This window comes from Pseudarthrobacter sp. 01T43 (assembly GCF_056398665.1).
Genome location: NZ_JBFTPV010000016.1, coordinates 1 through 18,391 on the forward strand (window position 1 = coordinate 1; position 18,391 = coordinate 18,391).

Here is an 18,391-nt window from a genome sequence, read left to right on the forward strand (position 1 = left end):
CATCGACGGGTTTCCGGGGCCGGGTTAGGTTGGGGGCAATKGATCTTCCGGATGAGCCGGGGGCCGCGGGGGATGCCGATCTGGATCGGATCCGATGACTTATGAGGAGAAACTGATGGCTATTTGGGGCGCAGATGTTGAGCAGCTCAGGACTCTTGGCACGAAGCTGCAGGCCGGGGCTTCGGAGATCGAGCAGCAGCGGAGCAACCTCACCCGTCTGCTCGATGGCACCAGGTGGGAGGGCCCGGACGCGACGGTCTTCCGCAGGGAGTGGTCCGGCACGCATAGCAGTGCTCTGAACCAGGTTATCCAGGCGCTGAAGGATGCCGGTCAGAAGGCCACCAGGAACGCCAACGAGCAGGACCAGGCTTCACGCTAGGCCGGCTTTGTTTGACCGGGGCCCGGACACTGTCCGGGCCCCCGGGCGTTAAATGGCGTGGCCACTGGCGGTGCGGCAATCAGGTAGCGCGCCGCGGCGGGCTCAGGGGACAGGCTCGACGTCGTTCGCGTGATCCAGCGGCGCGGCCGTTCCCACGGGAACCGCAGCGCTGGAGCGCAGCTCATCGAGCCGCACCAGGACGACGCCGGCAACAATCAACACACCGCCCAGAAGCTGAATGGCACCCGGCAGTTCGCCCAGCAGCAGCCAGGCCCAGATCACGGCGAACAGCACTTCAGTCAGCGAGACGAAGGACGCCACCTTGGAGCCGAGCGCGCGGGCAGCCATGATGCCGGAAACGTAGGCCAGGACAGTCGCCAATATGACCAGTCCGGCCAAGGCAGCCCACCAGGGCGCAATCCAGGGGCCGAGCCGGGTGTCCGCAGTACTGAAATCCATGGGAAGCAGCCCCGTTGATGCGGCCAGCCACATTACCGCCGCACCCACCAACAGCCCGGCCGATGCCAGGACGATCGGCGGCAGCGAATCGTTCTCCTTCGCCGTGATGAAAAAGTAGATGGCCAGGCAAACCGCAGCTGCCAACCCCCAAAGGACCCCGACGACGTCAATTTTCACTGCCCCCGTGAGGTCCAGCACCAGCACCAGGCCTCCGAGTGACAGCACGGTTCCGCCAATGGTCCAGGCCCGCGGCCGTTTGCGGCTGGCTACCCAGAGCCACAGCACAATGAGGACCGGGGCCAGGTACTCAAGCAGCAGCGCCACCCCCACGGAGAGGCGTGCCACGGCGTTGAAGTAGAAGAGTTGGCAGGCGGCCACCCCGATCAGGCCAAAAAGGCTGATGGTGACCCAGTTGTCCCGTAGCTGGTGCCACCGCCCCCGCAGGGCCAGGGCCGCCGGAATGGCGAGTATCAGCGCGGCACCGGTCAGGCGCGCGGTCACCGCCGCGCCGGGTGACCAGCCCGACTCCAAGAGCGCCTTGGCAAAGGAGCCGGAGAGTCCAAAGACGGCGGAAGAGAACAGTGCGATCCCCAGGCCGGAGCCAAGGAATCCCCGCGCGGCTGCGGGGTTGCGGGCGGCGGACACCGGCGCCTCCTGTCAGGAGTAAAGTGTGGTTATGGTCCTGACACTACGCCCGGCCTCAGTAAGGAGTCAAGATGGTCTTTGCCCCTGACACCGAAATTGCCCTCCGCACGGTGGTCAACCTGATCAACACGGCGGCGAACGGACGCGAAGGCCTGGCTACAGTGGCCAGCCTGGATGAGTTCCTTGACGCTGAGCGGTTCAGCGGCTCCCGCACCCGCGACAGCGCGGAACTGGCGAGCGTACACGAGCTGCGCGGCCGGCTGACTGCATTGTGGACCGCGGATGAGGACACTGCGGTGGCTGGCGTCAACCGGCTGCTGCGCGAGGCCAGCGCGCTCCCCCAGCTGAGAAAGCACGACGGATGGGACTGGCATCTGCACGCCACCACCGGAGAGGCCCCGCTAGCCGACCGGATGGGGACGGAGGCCGCCATGGCGCTGGTGGACGTCATTCGCAGTAAGGAGATGGACCGCATGCTGGTCTGCGCGGCGGAGGACTGCGACGCCGTTGTACTGGACCTGAGTCGAAACCGGTCCAAGAGGTACTGCGACACCGGGAACTGCGCCAACCGGGCACACGTTGCGGCCTACCGGGCACGGCAGGCGACAGCGGGCCGGACGGTGGCGGGCGGGGTTTTAGGAAACTAGGAGCGGCTGGTATCCGGGCCGCCGGCATCGGGCGTTTCCGAAGAGCCGCCCGTCTGGCCCGGGGTGTTCCCGCCGAATCCATGTGAGGGCTTCTTGGCCGAGCTGAGGTTGACTCCGGAGCCCTTGCCCAGGTGTTCGGCGTTTTCCTTGTAGCTCATGGAAAGCATGGCCGCTATCACCAGCGTGACAATGAAAGCGATGCCGGCCCCGGTAAAGGCAAGATCGAAGCGTGGGGTCTTGGCGCTGCCGCCGGACGCAAAAATCAACACTGAAACAAAGGCGAGGATGGCCCAGAACGCGGAGAACATCAGCGGCCCCTTCACCGAGGTCCGCAGCCTGCGCGGTTTGCCTGGTTGCTGGTCTGCCACGATATTTCCTCCTACAGCCAGGCCGGGTGGGCCTGCTGGTTTCGAATGTATTGGGATGTCCCCGCCCGGCACATTTTCTACGCCGGGTAGAACGGTCTGCTTCTAGTTTACGGCTTCCGGGCGGCGCCCCGGGCATCGTGCCTGAGGGTCAGCCCGGACAGGACCCACAACACACCGGAGATGATGGCCCCGCCGCCGGCGACGCCGAGCAGGGCGTGGGCTCCCAGGCTGATGAAAAAGGGAAGAATCGCCGCAGTGCCGAGTCCGATGATGCCCGAGGCGATCCAGTCGCGGGCAAGCACATGCCGGCCGCGGTGCCGGATACCGCAATAAAGCTCCACCGCTCCGGCCACGCCGAGGCCCAGGGCCGCGACGGCGCCGAAGACCCTGTCTCCGTGCAGCAGTACCAGCGCAGCGCCCGCCCCGGTCAGGGCAGCCCCTGCAGCGGAGAGGATCTTGCCGGGCATCCGGTCCCGCGTGTAGCCCGTCTTCGGGATCCCCCAGAGCAGGAGCAGACCGGTGGCCAGCAGGTATAGCCCGCCCGCCCAGCCCATGACCTGCACTGACGGTGAAGGCCAGAAAACGGTCAGGGCACCGAAGGCCAGTGCCACGAGGGCGCGGAGCAATACCGGTTTCCACAGGTCAGCCAGCTGGGCGGTGTTTGCGGCTGAGTCTGCACGGGTCAGTGGTTGGTTCACCGGTCCAGTTTAGTGGGAGCGGGTCCTAAGGCGAACCCAGCACCATCCAGCGGTCCGACCGGGCGCGGAGGCCCAGCGTGACGGCGCGGGCGGCCATGTAGCCCACGGCAAAAGCCGCCCACAACCAGGCGAGCCCGGCCGGCCCGGATCCGCCGGCGACAGCGACGGTTACCAGCAGCGGGGCGTAGACGGCCAGGTTCGCCACCCCCGCCAGTGCAAGGTACCTGGCATCGCCGGCTCCGATCAGCACGCCGTCCAGGACAAAAACGTAGCCGGCGATGGGCTGGCCGGCCGCAAGGATCCACAAGGCGTACATCAGGGCGGACTGGACGCCGGCGTCCGTGGTGAACAGGGCTCCCGCCCACGGTGCCGCGACGGCCAGCAGCGCCCCGGTAATGACGCCGAATCCGGTACCCCAGCGAATCATCGTGCGTGTCAGCAGGCGCGCGTTTGCCGGGTTTGACGCGCCCAGCTCCTTGCCGATCAGGGCCTGTGCTGCGATCGCGAGGGCATCGAGGGCAAAAGCGAGGAACGAGAAAATAGTCATGGCCAACTGGTGTGCCGCGAGGTTGACAGCACCCTGGCCCGTGACCACAAAGACAGTGGCCAGGATGGCGATGCGCAGGCTGAGCGTGCGGAGCATCAGCCAGGAACCGACGCGGGTCATGGCCCGGATGCCGCGCCAATCGGGCATCAGGCTGACGCCATGCCTTGCAGCATTCCGCTGGACCATCACCAGGTAAACGGCAGCCATGACCCACTGCGCCACGCTGGTGCCTATCGCCGAGCCGGCCACCGACCAGCCGAGGCCATAGACCAGCCACAGATTGAGCAGGATATTCAGGGCAAAGCCTGCCGTGGCCACCACCAGCGGCGTCCGGGTGTCCTGAAGCCCGCGGAGCACGCCCGTTCCGGCAAAGATCAGCAGCATCGCCACCAGGCCGGGCATGGACCAGCGCAGATAGTCCACGGCGAAAGTCCGCACGTCGCCTTCCGCCCCCATCAGCGTTACCAGTGGTTCGGCAGCCCAAAACCCTGCCACCGCCAGGGCAAAGCCCAGCAGCAAAGCCAGCCAGACGCCGTCGCGCCCTGCGGCGAGGGCCTTGCTCAACTGACCGTGGCCCATTGCCCGGGCCACCGCAGGGGTAGTGGAGTAGGCGAGGAAGATCATCAGGCCGACGGCGGTGTGCAGCACCGCGGAGGCGAGCCCCACTCCCGCCAGTTGGGCAACACCCAAATGTCCCACGATGGCCGAATCCGCGAGGAGGAAAAGGGGCTCGGCAATCAGCGCACCAAACGCGGGGACTGCCAGCCGCAGTATGTCCCGGGCGGAGCTGGCGGGGCGCGCCACGGCGGCAACGGAGGATTGGTTCGGCACACTGCCAGCTTAATGGCGGGCTTTGAGTGGGTGCCCGGCTTCCGTGACGCCCCGAGTCATGACAAAGAACACAAAAGGCCCGGCTTGGTTGACACTTCAACCAATCGTGCGGGACACTCGAAATATGAACCAGTCACGCCTCACCACCTCCGCCCTGACCATCCTGCGCGTCGCCCTTGGCTTCCTCTTTGCCGCCCACGGCTGGCAGAAGTTCAACGAGTGGACCATCGCGGGCACCCAGGCCGCCTTTGCCCAGATGGGCGTGCCCGCAGCCAACCTGACCGCACCCCTGGTCGCAGGCCTCGAACTGGCCGGCGGCATAGCGCTCATCCTGGGCGTACTGACCCGCGTTGTTGCGGCCCTGCTGGCCGTGGACATGATCGGTGCGCTCGTCCTGGTACACGCCGCCGCCGGCGTTTACGCCGACAAGGGCGGGTACGAACTCGTATTGCTCCTGGGTGCAGCCGCCCTGGCCCTGGCCCTCACCGGCGCCGGCCGCATTTCCGTGGACCGCGCAGTGTTCGGCCGCATGGACAACAAACTGGCAGTCCTCGCCTAAAAACCTCCCACCCCGACGCTCTCTCACCTAATGTGGGTTTTCCCGATGCGCTCTCTCACTTTCTTCAGGAAAGTGAGAGAGCGCATCGTATTTAAGCCAGTTGACTAAGAGAGCGTTTCCGGCGGGCATGGATGCGTCACAAGTGGGGCGGACCGGGCGCACGCTCTAATGTGGGCAGCATGACTGAGACCGCGGCAAATTCCGTCACCCTGCGCTTCCTGGCAGCACCCACCGACGTTGGCCACAGCGGCTCAGTGGACGCCGGCACCGTCCTCGAATGGGTGGACAAAGCCGCCTACGCCGCCGCGGTGGGCTGGGCAAAGTCCTACTGCGTCACCGCCTACGTCGGCAACATTCACTTCGCAGACCCGGTGAACAGCGGGGACATGGTGGAGGTGGAAGCGACCATCGTGTACACCGGCCGTTCCTCCATGCATATCCGCACGGTGGTTTCGTCCGGCGATCCCAAGGGCGGCCCTGCCACGATGCGCAGCCAGTGCATGGTGATCTTCGTGGCGGTCGGTAACGACGGCAAGCCCGTCCCCGTGAAACCGTTCGAGCCTGTCACCCCGGCAGAGATCGAAGAGCGCGATCACGCGCTGGCGCGGATCGGGATCCGTGAACAGATCGTCGAAGCCATGAACGCGCAAGAATATACCGACGCCGGAACGGCCGAGCGCGTGACCTTGCGGTTCATGGCAGCCCCCACGGATGTGAACTGGGGCGGCAAAGTCCACGGCGGCATCGTGATGAAGTGGATCGATGAAGCCGCCTACGTCTGCGCCTCGCGGTATTGCGGGAAGGACACCGTGGCGGTGTTCTCCGGCGGTGTCCGCTTCTACCGGCCGCTGCTGATCGGTCACGTGGTGGAAGTCGAAGCCCGGCTGGTCTACACCGGGACCAAGGGCATGCACATCGCCGTACATGTCCGCTCGGGAGACCCGAAGGGTGGGGAACTGAATCTCACCACCTACTGCCTCACCGTGATGGTGGCGCGCGACGCCGAAGGTAACTCGGTGTCCATCCCCGCCTGGGTGCCGGTAACGGAAGAGGACAAGCGCCTGCACGCGCACGCCCGCGAATTGCTTGAGATCCGCGGAAAAGCGCCGGGGAACCGGCTGCCCAACCACCTGCTGCAGCAGGGCTGAGTCAACCGGGTTCTCCCCGAACGCGGCCTAGAAGCCGCTGCCGCCGGCGTCGGCAGCCATGTTGGCGAAGCGCGAGTAGTGGCCCTGGAAGGCAACCACAATGTCCTTGGTGGGACCGTTACGGTGCTTGGCGATCAGGATGTCCGCCTCGCCGGCCCGCGGGGACTCCTTGTCGTAGACGTCTTCACGGTGCAGCAGGATCACCATGTCGGCGTCCTGCTCGATGGAGCCCGATTCACGGAGGTCCGAGACCATGGGCCTCTTATCCTGGCGCTGCTCGGAGCCACGGTTCAGCTGCGACAGGGCGATGACCGGGACCTGGAGTTCCTTGGCCAGCAGCTTGAGCGCGCGGGAGAACTCCGAGACTTCCTGCTGGCGTGACTCCACCTTCTTGCCCGAGCTCATGAGCTGCAGGTAGTCCAGGATCACGAGCTTGAGGTCGTGCTGCTGCTTGAGGCGGCGGCACTTTGCCCTGATCTCCATCAGCGACATGTTGGGGCTGTCGTCGATGAAGAGCGGGGCATCGTTCATCCGGCCCATGGTGGTGGCGATTTTGGACCACTGCTCGTCCTTGATGGTCCCCTTGCGCAGGTCCTGGAGCCCGATGGTCGCCTCGGCGGACAGGAGACGCATCGCGATCTCGTTCCGGCCCATTTCGAGCGAGAACATCACCGTGGCCAGGTTGTTCTTGATGGCTGCCGACCGGGCGAAGTCCAGGGCGAACGTGGACTTGCCGACGGCGGGGCGGGCGGCGATGACGATCATCTGGCCCGGGTGCAGGCCATGGGTGAGCTCGTCGAGCTCGTAAAAACCTGTGGGGACACCAGTCATTCCTTCGCCGCGGTGTCCGGAGGCCTCGATCTCATCAACCGTGGCCTCCATGACGTCCTTAAGGACAACGTAGTCCTCTGCTGTGCGCCGCTCCGCTACGGCGTAAACCTCGGCCTGCGCCTGGTTGACCAGGTCCTCCACCTCGCCGTCGGAACCATAGCCCAGTTGGACGATCTTGGTTCCGGCGTTCACCAGCCTGCGCAGGACGGCGCGCTCGGCCACAATCTCGGCGTAGTATCCGGCGTTGGCGGCAGTAGGTACGGTCTGGATGAGCTCGTGCAGGTAGGCGGGCCCACCGATCCTGTTGATCTCCGCGCGCTTGGTCAGTTCGTCCGAGACAGTCACGGCGTCGGCGGGCTCACCCCGGCCGTAAAGGTCAATGATCGCTTCATAAATGGTCTCGTGCGCGGGCCTGTAGAAGTCCTGCCCGCGGAGGATTTCCACTACGTCGGCAATGGCATCCTTGGAGAGCATCATGCCGCCAAGCACAGACTGTTCTGCCGGAATGTCCTGGGGCGGCTTTCGGCTCGTTTCCGATCCGCGGGTACCCTCGATCGAGTCCAGGTGCGTTACTGACAAAGCTGCCGTCCTCCGTTGTGTGCCGCGATGCGCGCCACGTAAGTCATTCATCCTGCCGGGAGCCGACCTGCTGAACCCCAACAGGACGGCCTACATTCAGGTCTACCAGCGGCCACTGACAACGTAGACCGCCCCGCTCCAAATGCGTCGATCGCGGCGCGCACGGGAGTTATCCCCATAATCCACAGGTTATCCACAGAAGGTGCGGCTCCGCCGGAAAGGAAGCCCGTGGCAGTGGCCCCACCTTGCTGGCGGCGCGTTCCATCACTCCCAAATACAGGTATCCCGCAACGGTAGCCGCCCCCGCTCCAGCCTCCAAGCCAGTCACCGCTCCGGCCTGTGGATAACCTGTGTACTACGTGGCATTGCTTGTGCACAGCCTGTGCATGAACCTGTGGAAACAAAAAAACTTTGCCGCGCCTTGGACGTCTGACCTGCGAAAATGCCGGTCAGCGCATGTGGACTAAATATTTTTTTGCGAAACCTTCATCCACAGCTTGGAGCCCGGCGCCATGGGAAGGCTGACGCTTTTGCGGTCCTTCAGGCGCCGGTTCATGCTGCTTTGGTGATGAACCTGACACTTCGGCCAAATTTTGACCGCAGGCCCGATCCGCTGTATGCGACTCAACGAATGTGCTGTGGATAACGGCCATCTGGCATAAGCTCTAAGCATGGGCGACATACTGATGGTGCTACTGCCGGCCGGGATCCTGGTGGCAGTCCTATGGACGCTCACAACGGCCCTGAGGCCGCGCGACAGCGGAACCTCCGATGCCGAAAAGTACCAGCAGGACCTCGCCCGGCGCTCGGCTGCCCACTACGCTGAGCAGGTGCGGTTGGCAACGGCCGTGCGCGCCCGGCTCGAAGGGAATACCCGCCCAAGCCAGAACGAGCAGCAGCAGTCGCAGCAGGAGGATCACGCCCGCGCCGCACTGCGGGCGAACTCCGGCCAGGGTGCCGGAGCGCACGGGCATTCGCTGCCCGGCGGCCTGTTCGATCCGCAGCTTGCCATGCAGCTCCAGACGATGGCCCGTGACGGCCATAAGATCCAGGCCATCAAGCTCCTGCGCCAAACAACCCACACCGACCTGGCCACCGCCAAGAAGTACATAGATCGGCTTTAGAAATGGAATCGCTCGTGATCCCCGTTATCATCCTCGCGGTCGTGGCCGCCGGCGTTGCATTGGCAGCCCGCGCGATCGGCAAGAGGCAGGCGTCCGCCAGGGAGGCCGGAACAGTCCCGGCACCGGATGCGTCCGAGTTAGCCCGCCTGGCCGCCGCCAAGCTTAACGAGGAGCAGCACCAGAGGCTGTATGCGCTGATTGCACAGGGGCAGGCGATGGCTGCCATCAAGTTCTACTACGAGTCCACAGGTGATGGCTTGCGGGCCTCCCGGGACGCCGTAGGGGCCCTGGCCGCCCACCCCCAGCCATACCGCGGCCCGCAGGCACAGGCGGCGGACCTTGAGGCCGACGACGATACGCCCCAGCGGTTCCCGTACCGTTACCGCGCCATTGCGAGTAAGGGCGACGTCACCCGGGAGGTCAGCAGCAACATGCTCAACGATGAAATCTACGGGCGGATCCGCACCCTGGCGCGCAGCGGCGACATTGAGGGCGCGGCCACGGCGCTCACCAAGCACTCTGATATTTCCCTGAAGCAGGCCCGCGAGTTCATCGCCCTCCTCGACGATTAGAGTCGGAGGGGCCGCTCGGCCACAGTTCTTTCCCTCGGACCGGCTGTGAATTCGGCCGCCATCGCCTTGGGCGCGGAGGGGAAGATGCTACCTTCCGCCGGAGATACCAGCCAGCAGCTGCTCAAATGGCAGGGATTCCGCCACAGCCGGCTTCCGGCCCGGCTGCGCACCCTTCAGGAGCGCGGCGAACTCTGACGCCGCCCGCTGCACCCGATCGGAGAGAGGGGAGGCGCCGTCGTCGGTGTTTCCCCAGTCCTGGGGTCCGGCAAATACTGCGGTTGCGGTCATTCGGGCCCGAAGGTAGCTGAACAGCGGCCGCATGGCGTACTCCAGCACCATCTGGTGACGGTCGGTGCCGCCGGTGGCACCCAGCAGGACCGCCTTGCCTTCGAGGGACTTGGGGTCCAGGACGTCAATGAAGGATTTGAACAGGCCGCTGTAGGACGCGCTGAACACAGGGCTCACCGCGATGATGCCGTCAGAGGCTTCCACGCCGGCGATGACGTCGGCGAGGCGGGGAGCCGCGTAGCCGGTGACGAAGTTGTTGGCAATGTCCACAGCGAGGTCGCGAAGCTCAACCACGTCCACCGTCACCTGGTAGCCGGCGTCCGTCAGCTCGTGCCCTGCGGCAGCGGCGAGCTGGTCCGCGAGCAGACGGCTCGAGGACGGCACACCCAGGCCGGCGGACAGTACGGTAATGCGGCGGGTTTCCACCATGGACTCCTCAGGTTCGTTACAAACGACGCTACATGTGTTTGCATGTATCAAGGTAACTGGAGGCGTCCCGCGTTTATTCCGCCCTGGCTAGAGCAGTACCGTTCCACTGATGCGCGCGGCGGAACTGCCGCCTACCCAGATGTCGCTGCCCTCAGCCTCCACATGGATCCGACCCGTCCGGCCCAGCGCCGTACCCTGCGCGGCCACGTATGACGACGGTGCGCGGCCACTGCCGATCAGCCATTGCGCGGCGCCGGCGTTGAAGCTGCCCGTGACGGGGTCCTCGACTGCTGCGTCACCAGGGATGAAGGTGCGAACTTCGAAGTCTGCTTCCGCGTCGGCGGCATGAGGGCCAATCACGCCAACTTTCAGGTCACCCAGGGCCGTGAAGTCCGGCCTGATGCCCAGTACCTGCCGGGCGGACGCCAAAAGCACGCCGATCCACTCGGGGCCGTTGACCAGCCAGGAGCCGTCCAGCAGCGCGTGGCAGGGCAGCCGGAGGCCGTCCGCGATCCGGGCCATGTCCGCTTCCGCAACCGTTCCGGAGCGCGTCAGTGGCGGCGCAGCGAACGCCAACCGTCCGCCGTCGCGCTTCACGCGGACCAGACCGGCTGCACATTCCTGGACCACCACGCCGTCCTGCTTCGGGATGCCGCCGGCGTCCAGCCACGCCTGCGCCGATCCAAGCGTGGGATGGCCGGCAAAAGGAAACTCCTCGTGGCCAGTGAAGATGCGGACCCGGTAGTCGGCATCCGCGTGCGTGGGCGGCAGCAGGAATGTGGTCTCTGAAAGGTTGGTCCAGTTGGCGAATTGCTGCATCTGTTCCGTGGTGAGGTCCGCGGCTTCAAGCACTACCGCCAGCGGATTGCCCCGGTACGGTTCGTCCGTGAAGACGTCCATCTGGGTGAACGGACGACGGCGGGGCGCGGGGGAAGGGTTCGGGCTCACCGCCGCAGGCTATCACCCGCGTCGAAACCGGCAACCGGAGCGGCGCGCCTGACAAGTGCGCCGGGCTCTGCCAAACTTCGGTCATGGCTGAGAACAAAACACAGGTAACCGGCGCGTCAGTGGACGAATTCCTGGCCGCAGTGGAGCATCCGGTCAGGCACCGGGACGGCCTGCGGCTGCTGGAAATGATGAAGGACATTACCGGCGAAGAGCCCGAAATGTGGGGACCGACCATCGTCGGCTTCGGAAGGTACCACTACAAGTACGGGAGCGGCAGGGAAGGCGACGCGGCAGCCGTGGGCTTTTCCCCGCGGAAGGCCAGCCTCTCACTGTACGGGCTGACCTACGGGCCGGAGGCCGCTGAACTGCTGGCCCGGCTCGGAAAACACAAGACCGGCGCGGGCTGCCTGTACGTGAACAAGCTCGAGGACGTGGACGAGGCAGTGCTGGCAGAAATGATCAGAACAGGCTACCGGCACGTGACCACGGTCCTCCACAGCCCCTGACTGCCCAAGCCCCCGGCAATGCAACGCGAAGTCACTTAATGCTCTTGCGGAGCCAAAATTTGGCACTAACCGACCCCCCGCGTTGGGGTTAAAAGGAAAACCCCCGCCGCCGGTTAGGGCAACGGGGGTTTCCCGCAGTTCAGGAACGCGTAGCCAAAAAGACTACTTGCCGCTGACTACGTCGAGTTCGATCACAGCGGCAACGTCAGCGTGGAGGCGGACGTTGGCCTGGTAGGAACCAACCGACTTGATGTGTGCCGGCAGTTCAACCTTGCGCTTGTCGATTTTGCCAAGGCCAGCGGCCTCAACAGCGTCGGCGACGTCGGCCTGCTTGACAGTGCCGAACAGTCGTCCGGTCTCGCCAGCCTTGACGACGAGCTTGACCGGCTTGGCGGAGAGAGCAGCGGCCTGCTTCTGAGCATCTTCCAGGGAAGCGTGCTCGCGGGCGGCACGGGCAGTCTTGATGGACTCAACCTGCTTCTCGCCACCCTTCGACCAGGTCAGGGCGAAGTTGCGGGGCAGCAGGTAGTTACGTGCGTAACCGTCCTTGACCTCGACAACGTCGCCAGCGGCACCGAGACCGGTTACTTCGTGGGTCAGAATGAGCTTTGCCATGTTAGTCAGTCCCTTCCTTAGCCGCGGCCAGCGCCGGAGTAGGGCAGCAGAGCAACTTCGCGGGCGTTCTTGATTGCCTGGGCGATCTTGCGCTGTTCCTGCACCGTGACGCCAGTGACGCGACGGGCGCGGATCTTTCCGCGGTCGGAGATGAACTTGCGCAGCAATGCTACGTCCTTGTAGTCGATGACAGTGATGTCAGCGGCCTTCAAGGGGTTGGACTTTGGTTTGGGCTTACGGAGTTCAGCCTTAGCCATCGTGGAGCTCCTATTCTTTGGAGCCCGTGGATGTTGATCCACGGGATGGTGGTGGTCCGACGGCGGCAGTCACCTGGTGCGTTGCGGCACCCGGGCGGTCCCGGCGTCGGGCCTGGAGTTTGGTTTAGAAGGGAGGTTCGGAATCSGGGCCGTTGCCCCAGCCGCCCGCGTTGGAGACACCGGGCGTTGCCCAAGGATCTTCCTGTGCGGCCTGCTGGTTGCCGCCGCCGAAGCCGCCGCCGGAGTTGCCGCCCTGGTTTCCACCAGAGTTGCCTCCGCCGAAGCCGCCGCCGCTGTTGCCGCCGCCGAAGCCACCTTGCCCACCCTGACCGCCGGAGCGCTGGGTGCGGTTGACCTTGGCATTGGCGTAGCGCAGGCTCGGGCCGATTTCATCGACTTCGAGCTCAATGACGGTGCGCTTTTCGCCTTCTTTTGTTTCGTAGGAACGGCTCTTCAAACGGCCAGAAACGATGACGCGCATGCCCTTGGTCAGGGACTCGGCTACGTTCTCGGCTGCTTCGCGCCATACCGCAGCGCGGAGGAACAGGGTTTCCCCGTCCTTCCACTCATTGGACTGGCGGTCAAAGGTGCGTGGGGTGGAAGCGATGGTGAAGTTCGCTACTGCCGAACCTGACGGTGTGAACCGCAATTCCGGGTCATTGGTGAGATTACCGATGACCGTAATGGTGGTTTCGCCTGCCATCTACTGCCTCCTTGTTCGATCCTGGATGAAGAATTCGATCCTGCGGGGTAAAGAATGAAGATCGGAGCTGAAATTACTCAGCAACRACCTTCTGCTCTTCGGGGCGGGTGATCTTGGTGCGCATGATGGTCTCGTTAAGAGACAACTGGCGGTCAAGTTCCTTGGCGGTTTCCGGCTTGGCGGTGAAGTTCACCACRGCGTAGATACCTTCGGACTTCTTCTTGATSTCGTAAGCSAGSCGRCGRCGGCCCCAGATGTCAACCTTTTCGATGGTTCCACCATCGGTSGTGATGACRTTSAGGAACTTCTGAAGCGACGGCTCWACGGTACGCTCTTCGACCTCGGGGTCGATGATTACCATCAATTCGTAAGGACGCATATGTGAACCCACCTCCTTTGGGCTAAGCGGTTACGGCATTTCCGTAACAGGAGGTTCATTTGCGATGCCATGCGAGCCCGGCCAACGGAACGAAGGCAGGGCGCAGCACAGACTTCAATATCTTAGTSCATTTGGAACGGATAGGCGATTCGCGCTTGACTCAAGGGTAGGCGCCCTTGGACCCGGAGCGTAAGCCGGAGTACCGCTATGTGGAAAACCTGCCTCCGCACCGGGCCGCTGGCCAGATGAGTACTCCTAGGTGGTCTACCTAGTCCGGCCATCCCGACGAGTACTGTGGTGTGCCCAATCCTTCGCGGGCTAAATTTCATTCATCGGCTGGGTACCGTGAAGTTTCGCCCGCACAGTCAAACAGCTGGCTGGACGGGCTTTGTCGTAACTGAAGTGCAGAGCAGCTGCAGGTCTCCTTCTTCAATGAATGGGGACTTCATGTCGTTAATTGGCCGAACCAAGGAGTTGGACCGGATCCTCGCGGTGATCCGGGGTCCGAAGGAATCAGCACTCACGGTTGTCGGACGGCGGGGAACGGGTAAGTCGGCGCTGTTGTCCGAGATTCCGCGGCTTTCTGAACACCGGACCGTCTTCCTGCGGGCAAGCGCATCCGAGTCCGACTGGCCCCTCTCAGGCCTCACTGCACTGCTGAACGGAATCGACGATCCGGTTCTTGGCCGGTTCGCCGACGAACTGATGCGGGATTCGGCTGGCACCATGGACGTCGCTAACGTAGCCACGATCCTTCTCAATGGGCTCCATCAGCGCTCCTCCTCACGAACCATCGTGGTCATCGACGATGCCGACCAGCTGGACCCCAGCAGCCAGGCTGTCATCGGGTTCCTCGCCCGCCGCCTGGCCGGAACGGACATAGCGCTCTTCGCCAGTGTCCGGGATGAGGCGCCGGACAACCCGTTCGGCAGCCTCCCTGCCCTGCACCTCAAGGCCCTGAACTACAACGACACTGTCCGGATGCTGGAGTCGATTCCTGCGCGGCAGACTGCGACGACGGCGGTCCACGCCGTTGCCGCTGCAACCCAGGGAAACCCGCTTGCCGCCGTCGAGCTCTACACGTGCCTGCTGGAACGCCACGCCGAAGGGAAGTATGCACTTCCCATTCCCCTGCCCTGCAAAGGAAGCTTTGAATCAGAGTTCGCCGCGACGGTGGGCGCTCTCACGCCGGCGGCCCGGCAGGCCCTTGACCTGATGTCACTGTCCTGCCGGAGCGACATTTCCACCCTGGAAAAGGTGCACGGCGAGCTGTTGACAGGCATGGATGAGCTCCTGGCGAACGGCATGGTGAGCCGGTCCGGTCCGCACCTGCGCATTCAGGACCAGCTCCTGCGAGGATATGTTTTCGCTGCCATGACGCCGTCGGTCCGGACCGCAGCGCACCGCGCCCTGGCCGAATCGGCCGGGGAGCGCGACCAGTACGCCCGCAGGTGGCATCTGAGCTTCAGCGCGCTGGAGCGCCAAACTCCTTTTGGCCTCCTCCGGTTCGCAGTTGACCTGATCCGTGACGGTGAAGTGCCCTTCGCCGTGGAGTATATTGAGCGCGCGCTGACGATCAATCCCTGGGAAGCCGAGACGGCGGCGCGGCTCACGACTGTGGCCGAGCTGCTGTTCAACAGGGGGGAATTCGTCTACGCCAAGCGATACCTGGACTGGGCGCGGCGGGTGACGCGCAACCCGGCCCTGATTCTTCGGTTGACGGGGCTGGCCTTCGGAATCCAGTTCATTCAGGGTGCCGCTGTGCGATCGAGCATGGTATTGCGCCTGGTAAAGGAGTTCGGCCAGCACGACCCCGCTTACGCGGCCACGCTGTTGTCCGTCAGCTCGCTCCATTACGCCGAGCGGTGGGAGCTGGACGACGCTGTCAGCCTGCTCCACCACGCCGACGGGTTCCGGGACGCCGCCTCCACGGACTGCCTCGCGGTGGCCGACCGTGCCAAACTCCTGATCGAGGCAATCAGGGGGAACACGGAGCATCACGGCCGCAAACACGACGCCGGCGGCACAGTTGCCAGCCTTTTGGTGCAGGGCCGCGCCCTGACTTATGCGGAGCACCACGAACTTGCCCGGGAATCCTTCGCGATGGTGCGGAGTTCCGTTGGGGCCAGCAACATCAACTGGCGCGAGACGGCTGCATACCTCGCCGTGGACAACGAGATCCGGGCGGGAAACGTCCGAATGGCCATCCGGCTGATCGAGGACCTTGAACTCACCGAGCCGGAGACCAAATACCATCGCGGGATGCGGCACATCTTTCGGGTCTGGCGGGCGCATTCGCTCGGCGATGAGGCACTGGCACAGCACTATGTTGCTGATGCCTACCATTTCTCCGGTGCAGACAGCCACCCTGCCATCACGGCCCAGTTGGCCGCCTGCCAAGGTCATTTCGCACTGATGCGCGGCAACCTGGCAGAGTCCTGCGCCCAGCTGTCCCGCGCCGCGGAGATCGGCATGAGGTTCACCAATCCCACGCTGCTCCGCTGCGAAGCGGACCTCGTGGAGGTCCTGGTCCGGCTGGGGCGGCATCGCGAAGCCACACAGGCCCTCTACCGGCTTGAGAGCCGCGCCGTCGGGCTGAGGTCCCCCTGGCTTCTGATGGTTGTGGCCCGCAGCCGCGCGATGCTGGCCGACGGCGAGCAGTCGCTTCAATTGTTCAACCAGGCGCTGGAGAGCAGGAATGGCCACGATTCGCTGCTGGAACGTGCCCGGACTTTGCTGTGCTACGCGGAGCGGCTGGGCGCCTTGGGCCGTCTGCGGGATGCCAAGGACGGCCTGTTGCGTGCAAAGGTGATGTTTGACGAAGCCGGCGCCGACGCCTGGACGCAGCACGTTGATTCCCTCCTTCTTGACGAACGGCCGGAGCCGGCGCGTGCGCCACGCAACCCGGCCCTACTGATGCTGGCCGACCATGAACGCGCCCTGGCGCAGATGGTGGCCCGCGGTATGCGCAACAAGGAAATCGCTGCCACACTGTTCGTCTCCATCCGGACCGTGGAGGTGCGCCTTACGGCCATCTACCGCAAGCTCGGAGTGGAATCACGGGCGCAACTGACGGCCCTGGCCGCTGCCAAAGAAGCCGCCTCCCGGGAACCGTACGTCTTGCCTGTTGTCTAGGCCCCGCTGCCCCAATGCAGGTACCCGCAGTTCCCGCAGGGTTCCCTTCTCCCACCCACATAGCACTGGCTTTTCCCGCGAATAACCGCCAGTTCGGGGCTAGTTTTGCAACACGGCCAGAGCAAACTACGCACACCCGGGAAGGGGTCATCATGGTGGAAATTCCAGTCGCCCGGACCCGGCGAGCAGGTTTTGACTGGCCCGTTGCCTCCGTTGCTGCACAGCGGAATGCAACAGCGCGGTTGGCGGCAGCAGAAGCCGCAGGAACCCGGTTTCTGCTGCCGCCAAGCGCCGTCCCGGTAACGCCCGGCCGCAAAGCGGGGGCCGCATGGATCTCCACGCACATCAACCTTCTCCGGGCCGCGGATGCGCTCATGGTGGCCGGTGCCGTCTGGGTCGGTGACCTCCTGTCCGATGCGGGATTTATTCCGGGGATTGAAACCACCAGGGGCGGTCTCCTCACCGCCGCCACCGTGATGCTGCTCTGGCTCGTGGCGCTGGAAATCTACCGGACGCGGGATTCAAAAGTCCTCGGCGTCGGGGCTGACGAGTACAAGCGGGTTGCCTCGGCGACGCTGCGGATCTTCGGACTGATGGCTATCGCCGCGGTTGTCTTTTCCGTCGACGGCGGGACCGCCTTCATGACGGTCTCGCTGCCGCTAGGGCTGATGGCCCTGACCGGGAACCGTTGGGCGTTCCGACGCCGGTTGACCAAGGAAAAGGTCCGCGGCCGGCACCTCTCAAGGGCCGTCGTCGTCGGCGAACCGGAGGATGTTCGGTACGTGGTGCAGCAGGTGGCCAAGAAATCAGGTCCGGTGTACGAGATTTTGGGAGTCTGCCTTCCCGGGGCACGGCGCGGGGGGAAGCTGGACGTGGACGGTCATCAAATCCCCATCCTTTCGTCCACGGATGACATCGCCCGGACAGCGCGCCTGGCTGATGCGGACGCCGTCATCGTGGCGGGACCCCTGCCAGGGGGTAACAGGTTTATCCGGGAGCTCGGCTGGAAGCTGGAGGAATGCGCGGCGGAAATGGTCCTGGCGGCCACGCTGACAAACGTTGCGGGCCCCCGCATCCATTGGCGGCCGGTGGAAGGACTGCCCCTGATGCACGTGGACATTCCGCAGTACTCGGGGGCAAAGCATGAACTTAAGCGGGTAGCGGATGTGGCGATGGCGCTCGGTGCCCTCCTGGCGCTGTCGCCCCTGCTTCTGGTGCTGGCCATCATCGTCCGGCTGGACAGCCCCGGGCCGGTACTTTTTCGCCAGGACCGGGTGGGCAAAGACGGCCACCCGTTCGGGATGTTCAAGTTCCGGTCAATGGTGGTGGACGCCGAGGCCCGCCTGGCGGCATTGGACCAACACAATGAAGGCGCCGGCCTGCTGTTCAAGCTGCGTGATGACCCCCGGGTAACGCGCTGCGGCCGCTGGATGCGCAAGTACTCGCTCGATGAGCTCCCCCAGCTCTGGAATGTTGTTCTCGGCAACATGAGCATGGTGGGACCGCGCCCGCCGCTGGGCCGCGAAGTCAGCGGCTATGAACGCCACACGCGCCGGCGGCTGCTCATTAAGCCGGGCATCACCGGCCTCTGGCAGATCAACGGCCGCTCAGACCTTGCCTGGGAAGAAGCCGTGCGGCTGGACCTCTATTACGTCGAGAACTGGTCCATCGCCGGGGACCTGCTCATCCTGTGGCGGACTTTCCGCGCAGTCATCAAGCCCTCCGGCGCTTACTAACAACCTCC

20 protein-coding genes are annotated in these 18,391 nt (G+C 64.5%); 9 read left to right on the forward strand and 11 right to left on the reverse strand.

Annotated features, from left to right (window positions below; translation table 11 throughout):
- Positions 1-115 precede the first annotated feature (115 nt).
- The gene (locus tag AC1DIM_RS14070) at positions 116-379 is read left to right on the forward strand and encodes a WXG100 family type VII secretion target (RefSeq protein ID WP_477711119.1); all 264 of its coding nucleotides are present in this window, start codon (positions 116-118) and stop codon (positions 377-379) included.
- Positions 380-481: 102 nt separating this feature from the next.
- On the opposite strand, the gene AC1DIM_RS14075 is transcribed toward AC1DIM_RS14070, so the two are convergent.
- Positions 482-1,483, reverse strand: a complete 1,002-nt coding sequence (locus tag AC1DIM_RS14075) for an EamA family transporter (RefSeq protein WP_477711120.1) — start codon at positions 1,481-1,483, stop codon at positions 482-484.
- A gap of 71 nt (positions 1,484-1,554) precedes the next feature.
- On the opposite strand from AC1DIM_RS14075, the gene AC1DIM_RS14080 reads away from it, so the two are divergent.
- The gene (locus tag AC1DIM_RS14080) at positions 1,555-2,130 is read left to right on the forward strand and encodes a CGNR zinc finger domain-containing protein (RefSeq protein ID WP_477711121.1); all 576 of its coding nucleotides are present in this window, start codon (positions 1,555-1,557) and stop codon (positions 2,128-2,130) included.
- Here AC1DIM_RS14080 and AC1DIM_RS14085 read toward each other — a convergent pair.
- From AC1DIM_RS14085 to AC1DIM_RS14095, 3 genes are all read right to left on the reverse strand, one after another.
- On the reverse strand, positions 2,127-2,498 hold the full coding sequence (locus AC1DIM_RS14085) for a hypothetical protein (protein WP_477711122.1): 372 nt from the start codon (positions 2,496-2,498) through the stop codon (positions 2,127-2,129). The genes AC1DIM_RS14080 and AC1DIM_RS14085 overlap by 4 nt on opposite strands.
- 107 nt (positions 2,499-2,605) lie before the next feature.
- Positions 2,606-3,196 (reverse strand): hypothetical protein, encoded by a 591-nt coding sequence (locus AC1DIM_RS14090; RefSeq protein ID WP_477711123.1) that lies wholly within the window; start codon positions 3,194-3,196, stop codon positions 2,606-2,608.
- Between the two features lie 25 nt (positions 3,197-3,221).
- Entirely contained in the window at positions 3,222-4,574 is a 1,353-nt protein-coding gene (locus tag AC1DIM_RS14095) for an MATE family efflux transporter (RefSeq protein WP_477711124.1), read from the reverse strand.
- A 124-nt stretch (positions 4,575-4,698) separates the two neighbouring features.
- Between AC1DIM_RS14095 and AC1DIM_RS14100 the strand changes: the two genes are divergently transcribed.
- Together AC1DIM_RS14100 and AC1DIM_RS14105 are read left to right on the forward strand one after the other, a co-directional pair.
- Positions 4,699-5,133 (forward strand): DoxX family protein, encoded by a 435-nt coding sequence (locus AC1DIM_RS14100; RefSeq protein ID WP_477711125.1) that lies wholly within the window; start codon positions 4,699-4,701, stop codon positions 5,131-5,133.
- Positions 5,134-5,312: 179 nt separating this feature from the next.
- Positions 5,313-6,281: an acyl-CoA thioesterase gene (locus AC1DIM_RS14105; RefSeq protein ID WP_477711126.1), complete on the forward strand. Its 969-nt coding sequence runs from the start codon at positions 5,313-5,315 to the stop codon at positions 6,279-6,281.
- Positions 6,282-6,308: 27 nt separating this feature from the next.
- On the opposite strand, the gene dnaB is transcribed toward AC1DIM_RS14105, so the two are convergent.
- A complete protein-coding gene (dnaB, locus tag AC1DIM_RS14110; protein WP_477711127.1) occupies positions 6,309-7,691 on the reverse strand; it encodes a replicative DNA helicase in 1,383 nt (460 codons plus the stop codon).
- Between the two features lie 671 nt (positions 7,692-8,362).
- Between dnaB and AC1DIM_RS14115 the strand changes: the two genes are divergently transcribed.
- Both AC1DIM_RS14115 and AC1DIM_RS14120 read left to right on the forward strand, forming a co-directional pair.
- The gene (locus tag AC1DIM_RS14115) at positions 8,363-8,815 is read left to right on the forward strand and encodes a hypothetical protein (protein WP_477711128.1); all 453 of its coding nucleotides are present in this window, start codon (positions 8,363-8,365) and stop codon (positions 8,813-8,815) included.
- A 2-nt stretch (positions 8,816-8,817) separates the two neighbouring features.
- Positions 8,818-9,387: a hypothetical protein gene (locus AC1DIM_RS14120; protein WP_477711129.1), complete on the forward strand. Its 570-nt coding sequence runs from the start codon at positions 8,818-8,820 to the stop codon at positions 9,385-9,387.
- An 87-nt stretch (positions 9,388-9,474) separates the two neighbouring features.
- Here the strand turns inward: AC1DIM_RS14120 and AC1DIM_RS14125 are convergent, their stop codons facing one another.
- Both AC1DIM_RS14125 and AC1DIM_RS14130 read right to left on the reverse strand, forming a co-directional pair.
- Positions 9,475-10,101 carry an FMN reductase gene (locus tag AC1DIM_RS14125; protein WP_477711217.1) on the reverse strand — a complete coding sequence of 209 codons (627 nt, stop codon included), beginning with the start codon at positions 10,099-10,101 and terminating at the stop codon, positions 9,475-9,477.
- Positions 10,102-10,191: 90 nt separating this feature from the next.
- Positions 10,192-11,052: a PhzF family phenazine biosynthesis protein gene (locus AC1DIM_RS14130; RefSeq protein ID WP_477711130.1), complete on the reverse strand. Its 861-nt coding sequence runs from the start codon at positions 11,050-11,052 to the stop codon at positions 10,192-10,194.
- A gap of 83 nt (positions 11,053-11,135) precedes the next feature.
- On the opposite strand from AC1DIM_RS14130, the gene AC1DIM_RS14135 reads away from it, so the two are divergent.
- Positions 11,136-11,558, forward strand: a complete 423-nt coding sequence (locus AC1DIM_RS14135) for a DUF1801 domain-containing protein (protein ID WP_477711131.1) — start codon at positions 11,136-11,138, stop codon at positions 11,556-11,558.
- Between the two features lie 162 nt (positions 11,559-11,720).
- Here the strand turns inward: AC1DIM_RS14135 and rplI are convergent, their stop codons facing one another.
- The 4 genes from rplI to rpsF form a co-directional block, all read right to left on the reverse strand.
- The gene (rplI, locus tag AC1DIM_RS14140; RefSeq protein WP_477711132.1) at positions 11,721-12,173 is read right to left on the reverse strand and encodes a 50S ribosomal protein L9; all 453 of its coding nucleotides are present in this window, start codon (positions 12,171-12,173) and stop codon (positions 11,721-11,723) included.
- A 17-nt stretch (positions 12,174-12,190) separates the two neighbouring features.
- Complete coding sequence (gene rpsR, locus AC1DIM_RS14145; protein WP_003800144.1) at positions 12,191-12,430, reverse strand: 30S ribosomal protein S18; 240 nt, start codon at positions 12,428-12,430, stop codon at positions 12,191-12,193.
- Between the two features lie 124 nt (positions 12,431-12,554).
- The gene (locus AC1DIM_RS14150; RefSeq protein ID WP_131132000.1) at positions 12,555-13,133 is read right to left on the reverse strand and encodes a single-stranded DNA-binding protein; all 579 of its coding nucleotides are present in this window, start codon (positions 13,131-13,133) and stop codon (positions 12,555-12,557) included.
- Positions 13,134-13,206: 73 nt separating this feature from the next.
- A complete protein-coding gene (gene rpsF / locus AC1DIM_RS14155; protein WP_477711133.1) occupies positions 13,207-13,512 on the reverse strand; it encodes a 30S ribosomal protein S6 in 306 nt (101 codons plus the stop codon).
- Positions 13,513-13,959: 447 nt separating this feature from the next.
- On the opposite strand from rpsF, the gene AC1DIM_RS14160 reads away from it, so the two are divergent.
- Together AC1DIM_RS14160 and AC1DIM_RS14165 are read left to right on the forward strand one after the other, a co-directional pair.
- Entirely contained in the window at positions 13,960-16,647 is a 2,688-nt protein-coding gene (locus tag AC1DIM_RS14160; RefSeq protein WP_477711134.1) for a helix-turn-helix transcriptional regulator, read from the forward strand.
- Between the two features lie 152 nt (positions 16,648-16,799).
- A complete protein-coding gene (locus AC1DIM_RS14165) occupies positions 16,800-18,383 on the forward strand; it encodes a sugar transferase (protein ID WP_477711135.1) in 1,584 nt (527 codons plus the stop codon).
- Positions 18,384-18,391: the final 8 nt, after the last annotated feature.